The sequence below is a fragment of the Lysinibacter cavernae genome, from assembly GCF_011758565.1.
Taxonomy (GTDB): domain Bacteria; phylum Actinomycetota; class Actinomycetes; order Actinomycetales; family Microbacteriaceae; genus Lysinibacter; species Lysinibacter cavernae.
Genome location: NZ_JAAMOX010000001.1, coordinates 1,219,505 through 1,240,561, shown reverse-complemented (window position 1 = coordinate 1,240,561; position 21,057 = coordinate 1,219,505). Strand labels below are relative to the sequence as shown.

21 protein-coding genes and 1 tRNA gene are annotated in these 21,057 nt (G+C 60.7%); 6 read left to right on the top strand and 16 right to left on the bottom strand.

The genetic code is table 11. The annotated features are described in order from the left end of the window. Positions 1-16: 16 nt before the first annotated feature. Positions 17-1,282 carry an RNA polymerase sigma factor gene (locus FHX76_RS05575; RefSeq protein WP_167148714.1) on the top strand — a complete coding sequence of 422 codons (1,266 nt, stop codon included), beginning with the start codon at positions 17-19 and terminating at the stop codon, positions 1,280-1,282. Between the two features lie 88 nt (positions 1,283-1,370). Here the strand turns inward: FHX76_RS05575 and FHX76_RS05570 are convergent, their stop codons facing one another. The 3 genes from FHX76_RS05570 to FHX76_RS05560 are packed head-to-tail and all read right to left on the bottom strand — an operon-like array spanning position 1,371 to position 2,688. Then, positions 1,371-1,589 (bottom strand): helix-turn-helix domain-containing protein, encoded by a 219-nt coding sequence (locus tag FHX76_RS05570; RefSeq protein WP_167148712.1) that lies wholly within the window; start codon positions 1,587-1,589, stop codon positions 1,371-1,373. Beyond that, positions 1,586-2,011, bottom strand: a complete 426-nt coding sequence (locus FHX76_RS05565; protein ID WP_167148710.1) for a hypothetical protein — start codon at positions 2,009-2,011, stop codon at positions 1,586-1,588. Before FHX76_RS05565 ends, FHX76_RS05570 begins: the two co-directional genes overlap by 4 nt. After that, positions 2,008-2,688 (bottom strand): DUF4386 domain-containing protein, encoded by a 681-nt coding sequence (locus FHX76_RS05560; protein ID WP_167148708.1) that lies wholly within the window; start codon positions 2,686-2,688, stop codon positions 2,008-2,010. Before FHX76_RS05560 ends, FHX76_RS05565 begins: the two co-directional genes overlap by 4 nt. A 222-nt stretch (positions 2,689-2,910) precedes the next feature. Between FHX76_RS05560 and FHX76_RS05555 the strand changes: the two genes are divergently transcribed. Further along, positions 2,911-3,264 (top strand): cupin domain-containing protein, encoded by a 354-nt coding sequence (locus tag FHX76_RS05555; protein WP_167148706.1) that lies wholly within the window; start codon positions 2,911-2,913, stop codon positions 3,262-3,264. 63 nt (positions 3,265-3,327) lie between these two features. Here the strand turns inward: FHX76_RS05555 and FHX76_RS05550 are convergent. Both FHX76_RS05550 and FHX76_RS05545 read right to left on the bottom strand, forming a co-directional pair. Further along, positions 3,328-3,401 (bottom strand) — tRNA-Pro (locus FHX76_RS05550). A gap of 107 nt (positions 3,402-3,508) precedes the next feature. Then, positions 3,509-3,871 (bottom strand): DoxX family protein, encoded by a 363-nt coding sequence (locus FHX76_RS05545; RefSeq protein WP_167148704.1) that lies wholly within the window; start codon positions 3,869-3,871, stop codon positions 3,509-3,511. Positions 3,872-4,111: 240 nt separating this feature from the next. On the opposite strand from FHX76_RS05545, the gene FHX76_RS05540 reads away from it, so the two are divergent. Continuing rightward, positions 4,112-4,588, top strand: coding sequence for a winged helix-turn-helix transcriptional regulator (locus FHX76_RS05540; RefSeq protein WP_167148702.1), 477 nt, complete (start codon positions 4,112-4,114; stop codon positions 4,586-4,588). Positions 4,589-4,688: 100 nt separating this feature from the next. Here the strand turns inward: FHX76_RS05540 and FHX76_RS05535 are convergent, their stop codons facing one another. Then, positions 4,689-5,561, bottom strand: coding sequence for a shikimate dehydrogenase (locus FHX76_RS05535; protein WP_167148700.1), 873 nt, complete (start codon positions 5,559-5,561; stop codon positions 4,689-4,691). Positions 5,562-5,820: 259 nt separating this feature from the next. Between FHX76_RS05535 and FHX76_RS05530 the strand changes: the two genes are divergently transcribed. Beyond that, positions 5,821-7,164, top strand: a complete 1,344-nt coding sequence (locus tag FHX76_RS05530) for an MFS transporter (protein ID WP_167148698.1) — start codon at positions 5,821-5,823, stop codon at positions 7,162-7,164. A gap of 115 nt (positions 7,165-7,279) precedes the next feature. Further along, positions 7,280-7,714 carry a type II 3-dehydroquinate dehydratase gene (locus FHX76_RS05525; protein ID WP_167148696.1) on the top strand — a complete coding sequence of 145 codons (435 nt, stop codon included), beginning with the start codon at positions 7,280-7,282 and terminating at the stop codon, positions 7,712-7,714. An 80-nt stretch (positions 7,715-7,794) separates the two neighbouring features. Here the strand turns inward: FHX76_RS05525 and FHX76_RS05520 are convergent, their stop codons facing one another. From FHX76_RS05520 to FHX76_RS05505, 4 genes are all read right to left on the bottom strand, one after another. Beyond that, complete coding sequence (locus FHX76_RS05520; protein ID WP_167148694.1) at positions 7,795-9,045, bottom strand: MFS transporter; 1,251 nt, start codon at positions 9,043-9,045, stop codon at positions 7,795-7,797. Between the two features lie 240 nt (positions 9,046-9,285). Then, complete coding sequence (locus FHX76_RS05515; protein ID WP_167148692.1) at positions 9,286-10,638, bottom strand: MFS transporter; 1,353 nt, start codon at positions 10,636-10,638, stop codon at positions 9,286-9,288. A gap of 111 nt (positions 10,639-10,749) precedes the next feature. After that, on the bottom strand, positions 10,750-11,757 hold the full coding sequence (locus tag FHX76_RS05510; RefSeq protein ID WP_167148690.1) for a PDR/VanB family oxidoreductase: 1,008 nt from the start codon (positions 11,755-11,757) through the stop codon (positions 10,750-10,752). A 67-nt stretch (positions 11,758-11,824) separates the two neighbouring features. Continuing rightward, complete coding sequence (locus FHX76_RS05505; protein ID WP_167148688.1) at positions 11,825-13,015, bottom strand: aromatic ring-hydroxylating dioxygenase subunit alpha; 1,191 nt, start codon at positions 13,013-13,015, stop codon at positions 11,825-11,827. Between the two features lie 226 nt (positions 13,016-13,241). On the opposite strand from FHX76_RS05505, the gene FHX76_RS05500 reads away from it, so the two are divergent. Then, a complete protein-coding gene (locus FHX76_RS05500; RefSeq protein WP_167148686.1) occupies positions 13,242-13,820 on the top strand; it encodes a PadR family transcriptional regulator in 579 nt (192 codons plus the stop codon). Between the two features lie 653 nt (positions 13,821-14,473). Here FHX76_RS05500 and FHX76_RS05495 read toward each other — a convergent pair. The 6 genes from FHX76_RS05495 to FHX76_RS05470 form a co-directional block, all read right to left on the bottom strand. Next, the gene (locus FHX76_RS05495) at positions 14,474-16,033 is read right to left on the bottom strand and encodes an acyl-CoA synthetase (RefSeq protein WP_167148684.1); all 1,560 of its coding nucleotides are present in this window, start codon (positions 16,031-16,033) and stop codon (positions 14,474-14,476) included. Between the two features lie 214 nt (positions 16,034-16,247). Continuing rightward, positions 16,248-17,231: an ABC transporter substrate-binding protein gene (locus FHX76_RS05490; protein WP_167148682.1), complete on the bottom strand. Its 984-nt coding sequence runs from the start codon at positions 17,229-17,231 to the stop codon at positions 16,248-16,250. 124 nt (positions 17,232-17,355) lie between these two features. Then, the gene (locus FHX76_RS05485; protein WP_167148680.1) at positions 17,356-17,814 is read right to left on the bottom strand and encodes a MaoC family dehydratase; all 459 of its coding nucleotides are present in this window, start codon (positions 17,812-17,814) and stop codon (positions 17,356-17,358) included. A gap of 93 nt (positions 17,815-17,907) precedes the next feature. Then, positions 17,908-19,101 carry an acyl-CoA dehydrogenase family protein gene (locus tag FHX76_RS05480; RefSeq protein ID WP_167148678.1) on the bottom strand — a complete coding sequence of 398 codons (1,194 nt, stop codon included), beginning with the start codon at positions 19,099-19,101 and terminating at the stop codon, positions 17,908-17,910. Further along, positions 19,098-19,994, bottom strand: coding sequence for an amidohydrolase family protein (locus tag FHX76_RS05475; protein ID WP_167148676.1), 897 nt, complete (start codon positions 19,992-19,994; stop codon positions 19,098-19,100). Before FHX76_RS05475 ends, FHX76_RS05480 begins: the two co-directional genes overlap by 4 nt. A 2-nt stretch (positions 19,995-19,996) precedes the next feature. Next, positions 19,997-20,929, bottom strand: coding sequence for an SDR family NAD(P)-dependent oxidoreductase (locus FHX76_RS05470; RefSeq protein ID WP_167148674.1), 933 nt, complete (start codon positions 20,927-20,929; stop codon positions 19,997-19,999). Positions 20,930-21,057 lie beyond the last annotated feature (128 nt).

Here is a 21,057-nt window from a genome sequence, read left to right as displayed (position 1 = left end):
GACAATGGGGGGAAAAATGGAGAACACTCAGCGTGCTCGTGCTGAGGAAGATGAGTTGATCACGGATGCCGTGCTGTGCGATCGCGTACGGCACGGCGACGTGGTCGCCTTCACCGAGCTCTACAACCGAAACTACGAGAATGGCATCAGATACGCGCTCCATCTCGTACGCGACCGGCGAGACGCAGAGGATCTCCTCAGCGAAGCGTTTGAGCGCATCCTCGGCGTGCTGAATCGAGGAAAGGGCCCAACCGAGTCGTTCCGTGCCTACCTGAACATGGTCTTACGAAACCTGCATATTCGGGCCGTTGACGTAGCCACCGTTGCCCTCCCTGACGACGCTGATAACTACCTGCCGCAGTTGCAAGAACTGGATAGAAACGAAGAAATGGGCGAGCGCGAGCTCGTGTACGAAGCGTTTCGGCAGCTCCCGGAGCGCTGGCAAAGCGTCCTCTGGCTGATTGAAGTTGATGGGCTTGATCTTTCAGATGTTGGCGCCAAGATCGGAATGAACGCAAACGCGGTCGCGCAGCTCGCGCTGCGCGCCCGCGACGGGCTCAAGGTTGCTTACCTTTCCCTTCACGCCGAGCAGATGCCGTCAGGTGAGTGTCATGCAATGGCCGAAAAGTTGGCTCGCTTTGTGCGAAACCAATCGGGGAAACGGGACAGCGTCTCCGTGCAGAATCACCTTGATGGCTGTGAAGCTTGCCGACGCTCGGTCGAACGGATGAGCGATGTTGGCAAGCAGATGCGCGCGGTCGTTGCGCCGCTCATCCTTGGCGGCTCCGGGGTAGGACTTGCCGCCTTTGCGGGGGGATCCTCGGGCTCCGCCTCAGCGGCGGTCGTTGCGCCGACTTCGACAGGTTTTTCTGTTGGCGCAAAACTGGCGCTTGTTGGGAGCGCCGCAGTCCTGGTAACCGGCGCCGTCTTTGGTGGGTTGGCGCTTGCTGATCAGGTCACGATTGTTCCGGTGACCCCGGTCGCAATTGACTATGGAACCCATCCAGTCGAAAGTCCGCCTGTTCCTGCTGACGCTAAGCCCGATGAGCCAGTTGTTGAGACTCCCGTTGAGGTGCTTCCCGAGCCAACGCTCGACCGCGGGGTGACGCCGGCGCCTGCTGCTGTTCAGCCGCCCGAAGCGCCAGCGGTTCCCGCCCCTGTCGCCGAATCCGATACGCCACCACCCGCGCCGCCGGCTGCACCCGCGGTCATCCCTCCGTCATCGCCAGCGCCAGCCGAGGTGAAGGACGACACAACACCGGGGTGGGAGGCCTTCGACTAGGTCTCATCTGGCCAATAGGGACGGTCTGGCTGGTGAGCCTTGCGCTGAGGGCAAGTGTCCTCAGCCGGACTCGCAGACGAGACGTCTCTTAGCGCTTCGGATAGTGAAACACCTCGGTGAGCGGCACCCCGAACACCTCGGCGATCTGAAATGCCATCTCGAGGGAGGGGGAGTACTTGCCCTGTTCGATGGCGATGACTGTCTGGCGGGTGACGCCGATTCGCTCGGCGAGTTGCGCCTGAGTGAGGTCGCCCCTTGCCGTGCGGAGCGCTCGGATGGAGTTGGTGATGCGGGTCGGTTTGGTCACGAAGTGAACCCTCTTCGGTAGGCTACGAGGCGCGCCACGCTCGACACGATTGCGGCGAGGACAAAGGCGAGGTAGATGACGTTTGCAATCCAAAAGTAGTTGGCCTGCATTATCGCAAGGATGAGTGCGACGATCGCGCCGCCGATGAGGAATCCTTGCCCCGCGTATTCCCCGAATCGGTAGATCTGCTTGTCTCGTTGGTCTTTGCGTGGCTGGCCCTTACCTGCCGTTGCGCCGAAGACAATGCCCGCGATGATTCCAGCGAGCACGGCGCCTCCGATTGAGTACAGCATGGGGGTGACATACTCGGCCTCCGTCAGGGGTGCGCCGGCGGCTTGAGCGAGCAGAACGGTGACGTAGGTCGCATACGACAGCAGGGCGATGAGTCCAAATGCCCAGGTGTTTTTCTCCTCGGCGCTCATGCGCGTGTTCCTTCCTGTGTGGGGATGCTCAGCCGTGTCCCTCGTGCCAAAAGCCAGACGATGAGCACTACTTCGCCGACGAAGGCAAACTGTGCGATGTTCCCGCTGTAACCCGCGATTGCCACGTTGCCAACCCCGTCGATGACGTATCCGAGGCCCGCAACGACAAGGAGCACTCCCAGTATGGTCCAAAGCATCGGGGAACGCACCGCGAGGTAGCCGACCAGGAGTAGGTGAACGCCAAACAGCACGAGTGCGGCTTGCCAAATCATGGTGAAGAGCTCTGTTACGGCGAGAGTCGCTTGGGGAGTCTGTGTGTTCAGCGCTGCGACCACCAGCTGGGCAATCGCGACGAGGAACAGCGCCGCATACAGAATCCGCAGGACCGTGGCGATCACGGCCAGCCTTCGATTCACGAGCGATAACAGCGGCAGCAGCGTGATTGCCACGATGACATCGAGTGCGGCCACAACCGTCAAGGCGCCAATACCGGCCCAGAGAAGGCCGTTGGATGCGAGGAAGTTTTCGGCCGTTGCCGCCGCCTCGTCGGGGACGATTAGCGGGTCGATGGCTATCAGGTTGCCAAACGCGGCAAGGACAGCCATGAGGAGGAGCGCAAGGCCTGCGATGAGGTTTGAGCGACGTATGTTCTGGGCGGGGGATGCGGTGGCGTTCATGATCTCTCCGTGTAAAAAATCTTTGACATTCTTGAGCGTAGGCGTCCGGGTGAGCTGTGTCAAATATTCTTTACATTGGAGCTCGTGTGTGGGTGTGCAGAAGCGATGGTTGCCGCTTTGCTTATTTTGAATCGATGGCCGTGTCTGGGGCTCAATCGATTGGCTTGTCGGATTGACCGCGTGGCGCTGCTCATCGCGGTGTGGGGAGAGCAATATTGACGCATGGAACTACAACCTGTTACTCGCGTAACCCTCGACCGTCACGTCCTTGCCTCTAGCCTGACTGTTGACCAGATCGAAGTGCGAAGAATCTCAATTGCTCCTGGCGTTACTCCCGGAGCGCACTGGCATAACGGACCTGTCTTTGGAGTAATCGAACAGGGATCTGTTCACTTTCAAGTTGGGGTGGAAGGCGAACGTATCCTGCACGCGGGTGACACCTTCTTTGAGCCCGGCAATGAAACCATCAGTCGTTTTGATGCAATGCATGAGGGGGTGACCTTCTTGGGCTGGTTCCTCCTGCCCGCGGGTGCCGAGGCTGAGCTGACAATGGGTGAAGCTCCCGCTGCGTCGTAGACAAGGAATGTATCCAGAAACCAACAAAGGCCGAAAACTCTTTCGAGTTTCCGACCTTATCTGTCGGGCTGACAGGATTTGAACCTGCGACCCCTTGACCCCCAGTCAAGTGCGCTACCAAGCTGCGCCACAGCCCGTTGTCCCTTGCAGGCAACTCAGCTATCTTATCCTGATTTGTTCCCGCCAAGCCAATCCTGCGGGAGGCAATCTGAAAAGTGCCGAAAAGCCGGGACCTTGCCTCGGGTTAGGCGCTTGCGAAGCGGAAGGCGGCCACGAAGAGGGCAAGCAGAAGCAGCACAACGTTGATCGCGATGCTGTATTCCTTGCGGCGAATGTGAACGGCGATCGCAAGGATCTGCACGACCACAAAGCAGGCCGCGGCGATTGGGGTGAGGATGGGCGCGATGCCCGTCGCGAGGGGGAGGATGAGGCCGATTGCCCCGAGGATCTGCAGTACTCCAAGGATCTTGACAAACGTTGGAGGGAAGTCCTCGACCCAGCCCATCTGCTTCTTGAGCTTTTCGACCGGCTGCGTGGCCTTGAGGGTTCCGCTCATGAGGTAGACGGCCGCGAGCAGGCCTGCCGCAATCCAGAGGGCGATGTTCATTCGATACCTTTCATCAATGGTTACTTCTAGTACGTAACCCGTAATAGAGTTAGTTATACAGCACGACAGTCGCGCACTGCAGTGTGCGCCACGAACATCCGTGTGCCGAATGGGGCCGAAAATCGAAGCGAGCGGTGTCGCGGATTGGCCGTGAAGCGAGAGCCTTCAGGCAGACTGCATTGCTACGCCGCACGGTCCGAATACGAAGCAACAACGTGAAATACGAACTTGGGGAGCCTAATGGATGCCGTCACAGTTGCCAGCGGTAACGCTGGAATCATCGCCAACGAGGCCTCGGCAAATACCACCCAGCGCGAGGCCGAGTTTGATGAGCTGCGCCTGAGCGGCGCGTGCGATGCTGCGGCCGAGACGAGCGCGATCATCCGCGACATGCTTGATCGAGTTGCCGATAAGTGGAGCCTACTGATTATCGGCGCGCTCTCGGAGGGGCCGAGGCGCTTCTCTGCGCTGCACAAAAGCGTGCCCGGTATTTCTCAGCGCATGCTGACGCACACGCTCCGCAATCTCGAGCGCGACGGGCTGGTGTCGCGCGAGGTGTTTGCCGAGGTGCCGCCGCGGGTGGAGTATTCGGTGACGGAACTGGGGGAGACCCTCATCGTTCCGGTGTCGGTGCTTGCCCGCTGGGCGGTCGTGAACCGCGACACCATCCTCGCTCACCGCGACCTCTACGACGCGCGTCAGGATGCCGGGCTTTAGCTTCCCTTCCTGGCGATCGGTATGAGGCCGAAGCCAGCGCCCGCGCCGCCCATAGGGGCGAGGTTCTGGCGGCCGATACGGCTCGGCAGGGTGGCGACCTCTACCGCCCCTCCGCAATCAGCTCCAAAAAGTGCCGACGCATGCGGTCGCGGTCTGGGCTGATCCCAGTAATAAGGGTAAACGCATCCGCCGCCTGGCCAACCGCCATGTAGCCCCCGTCGAGCACGCGGCAGCCGAGATCCCTGGCGGTGCGAACGAGTTCCGTTTCTAACGGGCGGTAGACCACATCCGCCACCCATAGGTCTGGGCGCAGCAGGGATGCCTCAACCGGCATGCCCGGGTGCGAGTGCATGCCGACGGGGGTGGCGTGCACAAATCCGTCGGCGTTGCCGAGTGCGGCCCCGATGTCGCCGCGATCAAAGGCGGTCACGGATGCGTCGGGGAAGAGTGCGCTGAGCGACGCGGCCCGTTCCTCGGCGCGGGCAACGTCGAGGTCTGCGATGCTGAGCGACGAAACGCCGGCGGCAAGAAGCGCGTAGCTCACGGCCGAACCCGCACCGCCGGCGCCAAGCTGCACCACGCGATCAACGGCAACGCCTGGCAAGCCGGTGGCGAGCGCCGATGAGAAACCGGAGAAATCTGTGTTGTGTCCGATGAACTTGCCGTCGCGAATGAGTACCGTGTTGGCTGCTCCAAGGCGCTGGGTGTCGTCGCTGGCCTCGTCGAGCGCGTCCATCACGAGCTGTTTGCACGGATGGGTGACATTAACTGCCGTGTAGCCAAATTCCGCAGCTGCCCGCAGGAGTGAGCCAACCTGGGTTGGCTCGTAGCTCATGATGTCGAGATCGAGTGGTCGATAGAGGTAGCGGATGCGGTGCTGGTCGGCCTCGCGCTCGTGCAGCGCAGGGGTGAGCGAGGGCAGTACCCCCTGCCCGATGAGCCCAACTAGGTGCGATTCGTGTGTGGTGCTCATGTGCCCTCCTTGGCAACTGAGGCGGTGCTGGTGTGGCCGTTCCGGTGGCCCGCGAGGCCGGCCGTGAAGGCGGATGTCTGACGCAATACTAGCGCTGTTCGCACAAGGCACGAAAGTTCGCAGAGAGAACAGGACTTAAAGGATTCTTTGCGTCCGGTTCAAATGTCATGTACCGTTATCGAATTGCTAGCGAACATGAGTTCGCTCAGCGAACAACCTGTCTCGGTGCCCCCTGGCCCTTCAACGTGGAAGACGACAAATGACAACAACACCAGTACGGACGGATGAACGGCCTACGGCGGCATCCGCCGCGGCCCGTCAACTCAAGCGGGCAAAAAAAGCTGCCCTCGCAGGCTTCCTTGGCGGGGCGCTCGAATACTACGACTTCTTCATCTATGCGACAGCCGCGAGTCTTGTCTTCTCGAAGATCTTCTTCCCTGCCGGTGATGACACCATTGCGCTGCTCTCGTCGTTCGCGACGATGGGTGTTGCCTACGTTGCTCGGCCATTTGGTGCAGTGGTCTTTGGGCACCTCGGTGACAAGATGGGCCGAAAGAACACGCTAGTGCTCACCCTTGTGCTGATGGGTGCCGCAACCTTCCTGATCGGCGTGCTGCCCGACTTTAATACGGCCGGATACTGGGCCCCGGCCCTGCTCGTTGTGCTTCGCCTGCTGCAGGGACTTTCGGCCGGTGCCGAAACCGCCGGTGCTTCAACGCTCACGGTCGAGGAATCCCCGGCAGGGCGACGCGGATTCTTTGCGAGCTTCACGCTCGCCGGCATCTCGCTCGGCATCGTCATGGCTTCGCTGGCCTTCATCCCCGTCGCGAACATGCCGGAAGCGCAGATGCTCTCGTGGGGATGGCGGATTCCGTTCTGGCTGTCGATCGCGGTGCTCGCTGTTGCGTTCTTTGTGCGTCGTTCGCTTGACGAACCCGAAATCTTTGAGGAGAAGCAGGAATCCGGCCAGACCGCGAAGCTGCCGTTCCTGGTCATGTTCCGCACGCACACCGCGCAGTTCTTCCAGGTTGGCCTCATGTCGTTTGAGACCGTCACCAACATCTTCATGCAGGCCTTTGGCTTGGCCTACGCGGTGTCGCTTGGCATCCCGGCCGCGACCATGCTGTGGATCAGCATCATCGCGAACATTCTTGCCGTGTTCACCCAGCCGCTCATGGGCGGATTGTCCGACAAATTTGGCCGCCGCAAGGTGTTCATCTGCGGCGTGATCGGCTCTGGGCTGCTCATCTTTGTCTACTTCTCGGTGATTTCGACGGCCAATATCGCGATGATTCTGGTGATGAGCATCCTTATTACCTCGTTCACCTATGCCGCCTCGAACGCCGTGTATCCGGCTTGGTTCTCTGAACTCTTCAACGTCAAGGTTCGCTACACGGGTATGGCGATCGCCCTGCAGGTAGGTATTGTGGCGGCCGGCTTCACCCCGATGCTTGGAACCGCGCTCGTTGGCGACGACAAATCGAACTGGCTGCCGGCCGCGTGCATCGTTGCCGCATCCTCCGTGATTGCGATTATTGGTGCGCTGTGGGCCAAGGAGACCTACAAGACGCCGCTCGCCGAGCTTGGTAACCCGGTCGACTAGGCAAGAGATCTGACCGCGTCAGCGCAACCCCGGCAACCGCACACGTGGTTGTCGGGGTCGTGTGCTTAACTAATGAAGGGCGTCGAAGACCGCGCCCACAGTGTTTGGAGGATGAATGACCACCGTGCTCGTACTCAACGGCCCCAACCTTAACCGGCTTGGCACGAGAGAACCAGAAAAGTACGGCAGTGAAACCCTCTCCGATCTGCGTGAGCAGCTTGAGGCGCAGGCGCCAGAAGGCATCACGATTGACCTGCGCCAGAGCAACAGTGAAGCAGAGCTGGTTGGCTGGCTGCACGACGCGGTCGATGCTCGTACCCCGGTCATCCTCAACCCCGCGGCCTTCACCCACTATTCCATCGCGCTCCGCGATGCCGCCGCGCAGGTTTCGAGCGCGGGCATCGAGCTCATCGAAGTGCACCTCACGAACCCGCACACCCGCGAGGATTTTCGGCAGGTGAGCTACATTAGCGGCGTGGCAACGGGCATCATCGCTGGCTTCGGATTTGGGTCATACCGGCTGGCGCTTGAGCAGATCGCTGGGCGCTAGGCTCGGCAGGCTGGCAAATAAAACGTGCCCCTGGCATCCATTTACGAATGGATGCCAGGGGCACGTTTGTGGGTTGGATGCTACGCGGTGACGCTTTCTTGAGCGGCCGCTACCGGGGCCTTGCGAGGAAGGAACGCGAGCGCAATCACGGCAAGCAACGCTGCCGCAGAGAACGCGTAAAAGCCCCACGGGTAAGCGAAGCCGGCCGTCACGAGCGTGCCCATGATGAAGGGGCCACAAATGGCACCGGCGCGGCCAACGCCCGCAGCCATCCCGAGCGCGGTTCCGCGTGCCTGCACCGGGTAGAGCTGGCTCACAAAGGCGTAGACAAGTACCTGGGCCGAGAACACAAACACGCCCGTGATGAACACCGCAATGTAGACGAGTACCTGGGCCTCCATCCGGATGCTCAGGGCGGCAAGGAAGACGGCGGCGAGTCCGAACCAGACCAGCGTGATCTTCTTGGTTCCGTTGCGGTCGGCGAGGCTTCCCGCGAGGACGAGCCCGGCAACCGCGCCAACGTTAAGCAGCAGGAGCAGCGCGAGGCTGTCGCCCATTGGGTAGCCGGCATCCTTCATGATCTGAGGCAACCACGTGTTGAGGCCGTAGACCAGCAGGAGTCCCATGAACGACGCAACACAAATGCCGATGCTGATAAAGAGGTAGGGCTTCGTGAGCAACGTCTTTGTTGCGGTCGTGACGGCGGGTGAGGCAGCTTCGCCTGAGACCGCGCGTTTCTTAGCGTCGAGGAACGACTGTGACTCTGGCAGTTTGAACGCAATGATGGGAAGAACGATCAGGCCGGCAACGCCGCCGATCACAAACATCATGCGCCAGTCGGGAACGATGATGAGCGCCAAGAGCGCGGTCAGGACCGCGCCAACGTGGTATCCGGTCATCGTCAGGGTGGTTCCCCGACCGCTGCGGTGAGCTGGCGTGAATTCGCTCATGTACGCAAGCACGGTTGGCAGGCAGGCTCCGAGCCCAAGGCCAGCAACGAAGCGAAGGGTGCCAAAGACCGCAACGCTCGGTGCCCAGGCGATGGCGAGCGTCGCGACGGAGAAGACGGCGACGCAGACGAGGAGTGACATTCGGCGGCCGAAACTATCGGCAAGTGGCCCAATAACAATTGCGCCGAGGCCAACGCCAACGAGGCCAATTGTGGCAACAAAGGTCGCGGCCTGCGGGTTGAACCCGATGTCGCCCGTCTCGTTCAGGGTCGGGATGACCGTGCCGAGTACGACGAGATCAAACCCATCAAGCATGATGGTGATCCAGCACAGCACGACTGGCCAGCTGAGACCGCGTGCGGCCTGTTTGCTCTGATTCATGGAGCCTCCTTGCTTCATTCCTTCGGCCCAGTCGAGGGGTTCGGTGGGCGTTCGGTGTGCATTCAAACAACGTAGGGCCGGGATTCTGGGGTCGTGAATTGTGGCCCCGAGGAATGATCCGGCATCCGCTGCGATGCGGACACGTGTTCGTTATGCGAACACTGATTTATATCACGGACTCAGCGGGAACGGCAAAACGGTTGTTGGGAGCCGCGCCCGGCAGCCCAACAACCGAACGGCCTAGCGCACGGTGGCGGCCTCGGCCTCGATGGGCGCGGGCGCAGCTGCTCCGCTCGAGACGTGTTGCGGGCGCAGCCCCCATACCGCAGCGGCCGCGAGCAGCACCACAGCGCCAACGCCAAGGTAAAGCATTTCGGCGGTCCACCCGGCATCAAGAAGATTGCCGGCGAGCATCGGGGCGAGGATAGCCCCAACGCGGCCGACGCCGATCGCCCAGCCTGAGCCAGTGCTGCGGATCTGCGCGGGGTAGAGCCCCGGCGTGAGCGTGTAGAGGCCGGCAACGCAGCCGTTGATGAGCATCCCAACCAGCGCCCCGAGTATGAACGCAAGGGCGAGGATGCCAACTGACCAAATGAACAACGCCATGCTGACCGCCGAGAGGACAACAAAGATAAGCATGACGGTCTTGCTGTTCCACTTTGTGGTGAGCGCGCCATACAGGAGCGCGCCAAACGTGCCGCCGAGGGTGAGCGCCATGCCGCCAATGACGCTCTGGTCTGCGGTCATGCCCGCGGTCTGGAGGAGTGTCGGCGTCCAGCTGTTGGCAAAATAGAACCCAAACATGATGGCAAAGAACGCGGCCCAGATGAGCCCGGTTGATCGACGGTTGGCCGGTGAGAAGAGCTCGCTCACCGTATTTGAGGATGTCCCAGTGCGCAGCACCGGCTGGGGGAGCGAGGTCGTGGCAGGCTGCCCGATTTTCTTCGCGATGCGGTTGAGCCGTTCGAGCAGACCTGCAGGGCGCTTGGTCACCAGATAGGCAACCGACTCGGGCAGCAGTACGGCAAGGAGAATCAGGATGACACCGGTTGCAAGCCCGCCAACAATAAAGACTGACCGCCAGCCATGGTGCTGTTGCAGCGTGACCGCAACGGCTCCGCCGATGGTGGCTCCGATGCCATAGCCTGCCGTATAAATACTGATGCACATTCCGCGCCAGCGCCGAGATGAATACTCGCTCGCGATGACGTTGGTGCAGGCGAGGATGCCGCCAATTCCGAGGCCAGTGACCACCCGCCAGGCCCCGAGTTCGAATGCTGAGTTCGCCGTTGCCGACAGTAACATTCCGGCCGTGGCAAGGCCGACAGAGAGAAGAATCATCGGGCGTCGCCCGATCACATCGGCAAACGGTGCGAGGGTGAGAGACCCAATCGCCATGCCAACGAGGCCTGCGCTCAGCAGCAGACCAAGCTCGCCACCGCTCAGCCCAAACTCGTCAGACACCCTTCCCGCGGTGAAGGCCATTGCGAGGACGTCAAAGCCATCCATGGCGTTGAGGAGTACGCAGAGGGCAATGATGAGCCACTGGTAACCGGACATTTTGGACGCGTCGATGCGTTCGAGGAGAGTCATGGGGGAGCTTTCTGGGTTGGTGAAATGATCGCGGATGCGCGAGAAGGATGTGTTCAGCGGATGAGCCGCCGCGTTGGGATCAAGGGGCCGATGCCGGCGCCGCGGACAACGCTAGGAAACGTCGAGGGTAATGACTGTTCGGGTGCCGTTGGCGGCGTTTGGGTTCGCTCCGCGAGAGACGCAGCAACACATCTTCGTGTTGTCGCGCTGCTGCTGCTCGCTGAAGAACACGTCGCGGTGGTCGATCTCGCCTTCGAGGTCAATGATGCGAACCTCGCACAGGCCACACTCGCCCTTTCGGCAGTCGAACATCATGTCGGCCCCAGCCGATTCGAGCGCCTCAAGCATTGAGCTGCCAACGCCAACGGTTGTTTCGATTCCAAGGCGGGGGATGCGCACAATGAAGTCCTCCGGCTCAAACCAGCCGCTGTTGCCAAACGTTTCGAAGCGCAGATTTGGCGGGTTGAGGCCGTGCGAGGCCCACGACCGGCGGATGCCATCCATGAGTCGAATCGGACCGCACATGTACAGTTCGGTCTCGGTGGCGAACGGATGCTCGGCGATGCTCCCGAGCAGTTTGTCAACGTTGAGTGAATTGCCCTCGTCATCAACAAAGACGCGCATCCGGTTGCCGTGCAGAGCCGTGAGATCGTCGAGATAGGCCATTGCCTCGCGATTGCGTCCGACGTAGACAAGCTCGTAGTTCGCGCCGATCTCACGAAGCACCCGTGCCATATTGACCATCGCGGTGACGCCGACCCCGCCGGCAACGAGCACGTATCGCTCGGCTCCAATACGGAGCGGGAAGTTTTGCATCGGCTGCGTCATTGCGATGCTATCGCCCACCTTGAGGTTGTGCATCAGGATTGCCCCGCCCCGCGTGTTTCTTGTCTTGAAGACGCTGAGGGTGAGCCGGGTCCCGTCGTCGCTCGACGCAACGATCGAATACGAGCGCGTGTCGATTGCGCCGTCGATCTCGATTGCCACCGTGAGATGCGTCCCAGGGGCTGCCTTCACCGGCAGAGTCGGCTCGAAAACGATCCGTTTGATGTCGGTTGCCACGTAGTCGGCCTCGATGACCCTGCCGCGTTGCCAGACTTCTTGATTATGTGCTGCCATGTCGTCGTTGACCTGTTCTGTGTTGGCGCGTTGAGGATGGTGGATGCTGGTGCTTCCGGATGCGCGGCTAGCGGGCCGCCTTTGGCGCGCGGTGGGCGTGTTCCGGCTGTGCGGAGGCGGGGCGACCTTCTGCCTCAAGCATCCGCTCGATGAGTCGGCGAACCCACATGCCGCCGCCGTCGATGTTCAGGCTGTAGAACTCGTAGTCAGGGTTAGCATCGATGGCTGCCTGCTGTGCCTCAAGCATGTCTTCGTCTTCTTTGAAGACCTTCGAGACGCCATCGCGGAGCTGCGTCGTGATGAGCTGGCTTTCGAGGCGGTAGTTGCGCATGAAAGCCCAAAAATAGTGGCATGAGCGGTCGTTCTGGGGCGAAATGGTATTCATTACAAACCCGTTTACTCCCTGGCTGCGGTCGCCCTCAGGCGCGCCGGTGCCGGCCTTCGCGACCCCAACGTCGATGCAGATGGTTGATGGCGCCTCAAACGTGATGATCTGCCAGCGGTCAACTTTCCCCTCAAAATCGGGGAACTTATCTCGCATATTTTTGCGCCAGAACGGGGGAGCATCGATGTTGAGCATCCAGCGAGTGACCGTCACCGTTGTGTCGTCGTGGGTGACCACAAAGTCGCTCTCGCTGAGCTCGTCCTGGCCGATGCTACTGCTGTGCACAAACTCCTCGTGGGTGAGGTCCATGAGGTTGTCGAGCACAAGCTGGTAGTTGCAATTCACCCCGATGGTGAGCCCATCGCCAACCCACTCTGGGTCGTCGAGCTGGTGCATGTCTGGGATCTTTGCCGGATCGGCAAGCGTCGCGTCGCCAATCCACACCCAGGCGTACCGGTATCGCTCAACAATGGGAAACGACGGAACGGTTGCGCTGGGGTTGATGGTTTCTTGTGCGGGCATCGAGATGCAGCGGCCGGCCGAGTTGTAGACGATTCCGTGATAGGGGCACTGGATGCCGTCGCGGCCTACGGGTTTGCCCATCGAAAGTGGGGCGAGGCGGTGCCAGCACGCGTCGGCGAGGGCGACGGCTTTGCCGTCCTCGGTGCGATAGATGGCGAGTGGTCGGCCGGCAATGGTTCGGGCGATGGGGTTGCGGGTGATCTCGTAATCCCAGGCGGCCACGTACCAGGCGTTGAGCGGGAAATTCAGGACTTTATCGGTTGTGGAGCCGAGATTCTTGATGGTCGGAGTGTTGCCGACGGGCCTGGACCTGATTGATTGCTTGGCCGCGGCGTTTTCGAGGAGGGTCATGGTGTTCCTTTCCTGGGCGTCATCGTTGAGCGCTACCAGAACCCACTATCTACATCGATAGTGGTTTGAATTGAGAATACCTATCCGCATAGATATTTGCAACGACGTTTTTCATAGGGTTACCTCACCCGCTAACGTGGGGGAAGACAGGATTACGTGGCCGGGCATCCGCCGGGCCGAATGCTCGCGCGGCACCGCATCCGTCAACCGTTCAAAGGAGTCGACCATGAGCCTGCGATACGCACTCTGCGCCCTGCTCACGTCACAGCCAATGACCGGCTATGACGTCTACAAACACTTTGAACAATCGGTTGGCTACGTCTGGCACGCGCCCGACTCGCAGATATACCCAGAGCTGCGCCGCATGGAAGCCGATGGCCTCATCACCGGAAAAGACGAACGCTGGGGCACAAAAGGCACCAAGAAACGATACTCAATCACGCCATCCGGGGAACAAGCCTTCCGGGCATGGATGAACGAAACCCTCGACTACCCGCGCGAACGAAACCCCATCAGTCTTAAGACCGCGTACCTCGAATGGGCATCGCCCGAGGCCGCCCGCGCGCAGATGCGCGCGCATATCGAACACTACGCCGCGCTCATCATCGTCTGGCAAGACATGATTGACGCCATCCACGACCACAGCAACCCAGTGCTCGCCAAACGCCTCGAAAACTACCCAGAGAGCGAGTGGCCGCGCATCGAAGGGTACAAGGCGCTGGCGTACGAGGGCATGATCGAGCGAGCCCAGGCTGAGGTCCGCTGGGCGAAGCGGGCGCTGACGGTTATTGACGACCTGGCGTAGGGGGATTTGAGGGGCGGGTGGCTTGGGTTTGGGCTGGGCTGGGTTGGGCCAACCGCAGCGTATCCCAGCCCAATCCCCACCCCACCCCACCCCAACTCAATTCCCACCGCACCCACTGAATTCGGCCCAGTCACATTCGAGGGCGGGATATCCACCCCATTTCACGCAAAATAACGTGAAAATCCCGCCCTCGATTCCAGAAGTCCTCGTCCGGAGCTACCCGGAAGCGCAGATCTGACCCAAGAGTTCCTATAACCGCGTGGGAAGGAACTCTTGCGTCAGATCTGCTGGCTCGTGGAACTGCGGATGCTCCTGGCGGAGCTGGGGAAGTTTTTGCTCCTGCGAAGCCATGCTTTCGGGGAGCAGGGCGGGGAGCAGAGGGGGCGGGGCGGTGGACGTTCTCGCTTCTTTGCGGAGCTATATCCGCTCACTGCGGAGCTACGCCCGCACTCCTTGCGGAGCTACGCCCGCACTCCTTGCGGAGCTACGCCCGCACTCCTCGCAGAGCTGCGCTCGCTCCCGCGGAGCTTTGCGCGCACCCTGCAGAGCTTTGCGCGCTCCTCACGGAGCCACGCCCGCCATGCTCACGCGCCCGCCACGCTCACGCGCCCGCAATCACCCGCGCCCGCAATCACCCCTACCCGCAACCACCCCTACCGCAGGTCGGTTTTTCTGATTTTGCCGCTCGCCGTTCGTGGCATCTCAGCCACAACCTGAAGCGTCTTCGGGATTTTGTAGCGAGCGATGCGTCCGGAGAGATGCGCCTGCACCGCAGCGGCATCCAGCGTCGATCCGCTGCGCAGCGTCACAACCGCGTGCGGGACTTCGCCCCAGCGCTCGTCAGGAATGCCGATGACGGCAACGCTGTCGACCGCGGGAAGCTCAACGATGAGCTGCTCGATCTCAACGGGGTACACGTTTTCGCCGCCAGACACGATCATGTCCTTGATACGTCCCGTAACAAAGAGGTACCCGTCGTCGTCAACGTAGCCGGTGTCGCCAGACATAAACCACTCACCATCGGCAAATGCAGTTTCGGTTGCCTCTGGCTTATTCCAGTATTCGCGGATGACGTTTCGGCCAGACAACTGGATTTCGCCAACTTCGCCTGCGGGCAGCACACGGCCGTTGGTATCCACGATCCGCAGATCCGTGAAGAAATGTGGCAGCCCGGCAGAGCCCATTTTGGCCCGGGATTTTGACGGGTTGAGGCTTGTGGCGCCTGGTGCCGTCTCGGTCATCCCGTATCCGCCAGAGAACGCGAGGCCTCTGTCTTCGTAGGCGTTCAGCACGCGAACTGGCACAGCCGATCCGCCGCAGGTGAGCTTCTTGAGTGACGAAATATCGGTTTGGTCCCAGAGCGGATGCTCGCAGATGAGCTGATACGTGGTTGGCACTCCGCTGATCATTGTGGCGCGATGCAGCTCAATGAGTTCAAGGGCTCTACCTGGGTCAAAGCGCGGCTCGAGCACAACCGTTCCGCCCTTCAGGATGACCGGGAGCACGCCCATATCGAGGGAGGCTACATGGAACATTGGCGAGATGATGAGGGCGATGTCGCTGCTCACAACGTCGTAGTCGACGAGTACGTTGTAGCTGTTCCAGGTTAGGTTCTCGTGGGTCAACAGCGCGCCCTTTGGGCTCCCCGTTGTGCCTGAGGTGTACAGAATCATGGCAGGGTCATCAAGGCTCACCTCTGCATCAATATGTGCTGCGCTGCCAAGGTGCTCAGCGATGACCGTTTCATGCGATTCGATGAGGATGCGGTCAGAGAGTGGCACCGCACCAATCGGCGTCGTCCACTCGACCTCGGTGCGGTCATTCACAATTATGCGGCGGTCGATAAAGGTGTCGACGCTGCCTGCGGCGGCGAGCGGTTCAAGGGAATCAGCGTGCACAAGGATGCTGCTGCCCGAGTCCCGAAGCGCGTACCGCACCTCTGGCGGCGCGAGCCTCGTGTTGAGCGGCACAAAAATGGCGCCAAGTACGCCGCAGGCGAAGAAGGTTTCGAGGAATGCCGTGTGATTTTCGCCAAGGTAGGCGACGCGGTCGCCGCTTCGGATGCCCCGCTGCGCAAGCGCCGCCGCGAAGGCGTTAATGCGCCGGTCAAGTTCGGCGTAGGTGACACTCTGATCGCCGCTCACGACGGCGATGTTGGCTGCTGATTTTTCGCGGCGGCGGTGAATCCACGAGCCGATTCCTTGGTTTCGCATGAGAACGTGGGGTCCTTCTTCCAGCGGCAACAGCGGCGTTGGCTGGATGGGTAAACGACAGCGGGTGTAATGAGGTGAACAACAAGACGATGGACTCGGGCAGGGGGATGTGCTGCATGAGTGAGCGAGAGGACGGGTGAGGAACGAAGAATAGAACCGGGGGAGCGACCGAGGCGGGATGTTGGGGCCACCGTTGGCCCCAACATCCACTCAGCTAGTTGGAGCTGACAATCATTGCCTTGACGTCGGGTGTTTTTTCGACGTACTTGTACTCGACCATGAGATCTCCAAGATCCGACAGTACCTGAGTGGGTACCTCCGCGTCGAGCGTCTCCATGCGCAGGTTGGTGGCGACGGCTTCGGGCATATCCATGAACGACGGCAGGAGGGCGCGGACGGCCTCCGGGTTTTCCTCAGCCTTTGTGAGCGTTTCGGCCATGGCCTCCTGGAACGCCTTTACCACCTTTGGGTTCTCGGTCGCGTATTTGCCGCTTGTGAGGGCGACCATTGTTGGCAGCCCAGGGAGGGCGGTCTGGTTCGGGTAGCCGATCAGCACATTATTTGGGTCAGCGAGCGCTTTGCTGAGGAAGGGTTCTGGTATCCAGATCGCGTCAACATTGTCTGACGAGAGCTGCGCCTCCATATCGGGGAACGGCATTTCAAGGAAGTTGACCTTCGCCGGGTCGCCGCCATCAATCTTGACACTCTCGCTGATGGTGAGGTCGCCCTGGGTTTTGAGCGTGTTGACCGAGACCTTTTTGTCTTCGAGATCGGCGAACGACTCGATTCCCGATGATTTCTTTGCCACGACGCCGTTGATGTCTTCGCCGTCAGCCTTTGAGTTGCTGTAGCCCGTCACGATCTTGATGTCGAGACCCTTCTCCGTTGCAACGATGCCGGAGAGCGGGTTGCCAATGGCGAAGGCCATCGAACCCGAGGACAATGCAGGGAGCAGGGCTGCACCACCCTGGCCGGTCTGCAGCTCAACGTTGAGGCCGTGTTCTGCGAAGATTCCTTCGTCGATGCCGTACTGCATCGCAACGGAGGGCGCGATCGTGAGGATGCCAACCTGCACGTCGGTCATGTTCTCCGAGCTTGGGGCCGCGGCATCATCGCCACCGCCGTTTGAGGAGCTACATCCGGTGAGCGCGAGCGCTGCGACGGCCCCAATGGTGATCATCTTGGTGAGGTGTTTCATGGTGATACTTCCTTCTCTTCCTTGAGACGGGTGGGCTTGGCAGGCCAGGAGGGGCCGGCCAACAGTGTGTTCTGAACTGCGCTCATCAGGGGGAGTGCGACCGCCGCCGCGGAAGCAGTTTCGGTTAGGCGTAAAAGCGGTACAGCCCCTTCGAGACCACGGCAGGTTTTGTCTGGCCCTCAATCTCGATGGTTTGGTCAACGCCAAGCTGTACGCCGCCAGGGATCTCGGTGACGTCAGCGATGACCGCGTTCATCCTGATGCGAGAGCCAACCGTGACGGGGGCGGGAAACCGAACCTTGTCGAGACCATAGTTGACCTTTGTCGCCACGCCGGTCACGTCAAACAGCTCAGTCCACATCGGGATCGCAAGCGAAAGGGTGAGGAATCCGTGGGCGATTGGCGCGCCAAATGGTCCGTCCTTGGCCTTTTCCGGGTCGGTGTGGATCCACTGGTGGTCGTCGGCGGCATCCGCAAACGTGTTGATTTGGTCCTGCGTAACCTCGCGATAGTCGGTGTATCCAAGGTCGGTGCCGATCAGGGCGGGGAGCTCGTCGAAGGTTGCGGTTGTTTGGTCGGTCATGGTGCTTCTTTCTTCGGGGTTCGGGATTCGGGTTCCGGGATTCGGTGTTTCAGATGTTGGTGGGGATAGGGATGAGCCTGAGGGGCGGGACAATCAGCGAAACGCGCCGATGCCGGTTGCTGCCCGAGCCACGATGAGCGCGTTGATCTCGTGGGTTCCTTCGTAGGAATAGACGGCTTCGGCATCCGCGTGGAACCTGGCAACGTCGGTGTCGAGGATGATGCCATTGCCGCCGACAACCTCCCTTGCGAGCGCAACGGTTTCGCGCATCCTCGTGCAGACGAACATCTTGGCAAGCGCTGAGTTCTCGTCGGCGTAGTGGCCAGTCGATTGGCGTTTGGTGAGCTGCACCACCATGCCGAGGGATGCGGTGAGGTTGCCAAGCATCGTGGCGAGTTTTTCTTGTACAAGCTGGAACGAGGCGAGTGGTTTACCAAACTGTTCCCGCTCGCGCACGTACCGGAGGGCGGCCTCGTAGGCGCCGCACTGCAGCCCCGTCGCAATCCAGGCGACGTCGGAGCGCATCACCCGCAGTAGGCCAGCGACATCCGCAAACGAATTGATGCGACCGAGCCGGTCTGACTCGTGAACCTTCACCTCCGAAAGCGTGATGTCGGCGTTCTGCATGATCCGGAGCGATGTCTTTCGCTCAATTTTGGTGAGGGCGACGCCCTGCGCGTCGGTGGGGACAAGAAACGCTTTGACCTGACCATCGGCGGTATCTCGCGCGAACACGGCAAGCACATTGGCGGAGAACGCACCGCCGATCCAACGCTTTGCGCCGTTGATTGTCCAGGTGTCGCCGTCGCGCGTTGCGGTTGTGGCAAGGCCTCCAGCGATATCCGAGCCGTGGTCAGGCTCGGTGAGCGCAAACACTCCCGTGAATGCAAAGCTCTGGATGGCCTCGTCATAGCGTGCGACCTGTTCATCGGTGCCGCCGCGCATCACGGTGGTGCGGAAGAGACCTGACTGGGCGTTATAGAACGTGGCGATTGAGGCGTCCGTTCTGGCGAGTTCAAAATTGCGGAAGCCCGCATACAGGTCGCTTGCTGGAGATCCCTCAAATTCTGGGGGATTCATGAGGCTGAGCCCAATGAGCGTGTCGACGATTTGGTAGGGGAACTGGCCCTGCTCCCAGTAGTCAGAGAGGAGAGGCGCAACATCCTCGTCGAGCACAACCCTGAGCTTGCCGAGGACGGTGAGCTCCGCAGCACTGAGCTCAAGCGAGAAACCGTATTGGTCAGCGGGGTAAAACGAGGAGGGCGTTGGGGCTGCCGATCTGGTCATTGGGTCACCAATCCGAGTAATCTGGCCGCGTTCTGCTTGATGATTTTTGGCCTGATCTCGTCTTTGATCGAGAGTTTTGCAAAATCGTCTAGCCAGCGGTCTGGGGTAATGAGGGGGAAATCGGAGCCAAAAAGCACCCGATCTTGCAGGAGCGAGTTGGCGTGCCTGACGAGGTTCTCCGGAAAATACTTTGGCGACCATCCGGACAGGTCAATCCAGACGTTGGCCTTATGCGTCGCGACGGCGAGTGCCTCGTCCTGCCACGGCACCGATGGATGCGCCATGATCACGTTGAGTTCGGGGAAGTCAGCGGCGAGCGGGTCAAGCAGGATGGGGTTCGAGAGCCCAAGCTTGAGGCCAAATCCACCTGGGAGGCCAGAGCCGATGCCGGACTGCCCGGTATGGAAGAGCGCGGGAAGGCCAAGGTTTTGCAGCGCCTCCCAGAACGGGTAATACTGTTCGTCGCTCGGGTCGAAGTTCTGCACCGTCGGGTGGAACTTGAACCCCCGAACACCGGAGTCGCCTGCCAACCGGTGCAGCTTGGCGAGGGCATCCGCCCCGCCGCGAGGGTCAACCGAGCCAAACGGGATGAGCACGTCGTTGTTGCGCGCGGCACCCTCAGCGATGTCTTCGCTGCTGTTCGGCTTGCGGCCGAGAGCGGTTGTGGCATCGACCGTAAAAACCACTGCGGCCATGTTGCGCTCGCGGTAGTATTCCGCGACCGAATCGAGGTCTGGCCGTGGACCGCCAGCTTTGAAATACTTGCTTGCGGCCTCAACGAGCGCGTCGGGGAGAGCGTTGTGCCCGTGATCGTCCACCTCGATGTGAACGTGGGTGTCGATTGCCACAACGGATGCCGGGTTAACTCCCGGCTCATAACGCGTCGCGGTCATGGTTACTGTGCCGCTGGCGCTGGTTGGAATTCTGCTGGCAGGTCTGGCATCTTCTCGCCGACGGACTGCTGCTGATTGCCAAAGAGCGAGCCAAAGTCTTCGGTGAGGACGTCGTAGTCCCAGCCGCCGTTTTGGAATGCCGTGGCAACAACCTCTGGGTGGGACCAGAGCTGGAGTCGGTCGCCGCCTGCTCCGATTGCCTGGCCGGTGACCTTTGCGGCCGCATCCGACGCGAGGAAGCTCACGAGCCCGGCGACATCCTTCGGGGTGCCGTAACCGAGTACGCGGCGGGCAAAGGGTGGCATCTCTTCGCCCTTTGCTGCCGCTTCGTTGAACGCCGCAAAGAACGGAACGGTGTCTGTCATGGCTGTCGCGGCCACTGGGATGACGGCGTTGACGGTGACTTCGGCGCGGGCGAGCTCCAACGCCCAGGTGCGGACCATGCCGACAATGCCGGCTTTGGCCGCGGCGTAGTTGGTTTGGCCGAAGTTTCCGCGCTGCCCGGTTGGAGAGCCGATGCAGATGATGCGCCCACCCTGTCCTTGCGTGCGGAAGTGGGTGGCCGCCGCACGAACGCAGGTGAATGTTCCTCGCAGGTGGACGTTGATGACGGTGTCGAAGTCGTCGTCGCTCATCTTCCAGAGCACGGTGTCGCGGAGTACGCCGGCGTTGGTGACGAGGATGTCGAGGCGTCCGTATGTGTCGAGCGCCGCAGCTACGAGCTGATCTGCGGTTGCTGTCGGGCCAACCGGTGCAACGACGGCAGTTGCGTTGCCGCCAGCTGAACGAATGCTTGCTACTGCCTCAGCAGCAACGGCTTCGTCAACATCGTTGATGACAACGGATGCGCCCTGTCGCGCCAGTTCTTGGGCGTAGGCAAGGCCGAGGCCGCGACCGCTCCCTGTGACAATGGCAACTTTTCCGACAAGGCTCATGGCAAGCTCCTTCGCTTGATGGTGGCGGTCGAATGTCCGCACTGACGTAATCTAATGATCATTTATATAATTGAAAAAGTCAACTAGTTGATGGAACTCTCTTCAAAAGTTGAGACTTTCTATAATTT

Bases quoted from the DNA above. Each gene is read 5' to 3' on its own strand.
- FHX76_RS05575 (WP_167148714.1), top strand. From the start codon at position 17: ATGGAGAACACTCAGCGTGCTCGTGCTGAGGAAGATGAGTTGATCACG.
- FHX76_RS05565 (WP_167148710.1), bottom strand. From the start codon at position 2,011: ATGAGCGCCGAGGAGAAAAACACCTGGGCATTTGGACTCATCGCCCTG.
- FHX76_RS05560 (WP_167148708.1), bottom strand. From the start codon at position 2,688: ATGAACGCCACCGCATCCCCCGCCCAGAACATACGTCGCTCAAACCTC.
- FHX76_RS05555 (WP_167148706.1), top strand. From the start codon at position 2,911: ATGGAACTACAACCTGTTACTCGCGTAACCCTCGACCGTCACGTCCTT.
- FHX76_RS05545 (WP_167148704.1), bottom strand. From the start codon at position 3,871: ATGAACATCGCCCTCTGGATTGCGGCAGGCCTGCTCGCGGCCGTCTAC.
- FHX76_RS05540 (WP_167148702.1), top strand. From the start codon at position 4,112: ATGGATGCCGTCACAGTTGCCAGCGGTAACGCTGGAATCATCGCCAAC.
- FHX76_RS05535 (WP_167148700.1), bottom strand. From the start codon at position 5,561: ATGAGCACCACACACGAATCGCACCTAGTTGGGCTCATCGGGCAGGGG.
- FHX76_RS05530 (WP_167148698.1), top strand. From the start codon at position 5,821: ATGACAACAACACCAGTACGGACGGATGAACGGCCTACGGCGGCATCC.
- FHX76_RS05525 (WP_167148696.1), top strand. From the start codon at position 7,280: ATGACCACCGTGCTCGTACTCAACGGCCCCAACCTTAACCGGCTTGGC.
- FHX76_RS05520 (WP_167148694.1), bottom strand. From the start codon at position 9,045: ATGAATCAGAGCAAACAGGCCGCACGCGGTCTCAGCTGGCCAGTCGTG.
- FHX76_RS05515 (WP_167148692.1), bottom strand. From the start codon at position 10,638: ATGACTCTCCTCGAACGCATCGACGCGTCCAAAATGTCCGGTTACCAG.
- FHX76_RS05510 (WP_167148690.1), bottom strand. From the start codon at position 11,757: ATGGCAGCACATAATCAAGAAGTCTGGCAACGCGGCAGGGTCATCGAG.
- FHX76_RS05505 (WP_167148688.1), bottom strand. From the start codon at position 13,015: ATGACCCTCCTCGAAAACGCCGCGGCCAAGCAATCAATCAGGTCCAGG.
- FHX76_RS05500 (WP_167148686.1), top strand. From the start codon at position 13,242: ATGAGCCTGCGATACGCACTCTGCGCCCTGCTCACGTCACAGCCAATG.
- FHX76_RS05495 (WP_167148684.1), bottom strand. From the start codon at position 16,033: ATGCGAAACCAAGGAATCGGCTCGTGGATTCACCGCCGCCGCGAAAAA.
- FHX76_RS05490 (WP_167148682.1), bottom strand. From the start codon at position 17,231: ATGAAACACCTCACCAAGATGATCACCATTGGGGCCGTCGCAGCGCTC.
- FHX76_RS05485 (WP_167148680.1), bottom strand. From the start codon at position 17,814: ATGACCGACCAAACAACCGCAACCTTCGACGAGCTCCCCGCCCTGATC.
- FHX76_RS05480 (WP_167148678.1), bottom strand. From the start codon at position 19,101: ATGACCAGATCGGCAGCCCCAACGCCCTCCTCGTTTTACCCCGCTGAC.
- FHX76_RS05475 (WP_167148676.1), bottom strand. From the start codon at position 19,994: ATGACCGCGACGCGTTATGAGCCGGGAGTTAACCCGGCATCCGTTGTG.
- FHX76_RS05470 (WP_167148674.1), bottom strand. From the start codon at position 20,929: ATGAGCCTTGTCGGAAAAGTTGCCATTGTCACAGGGAGCGGTCGCGGC.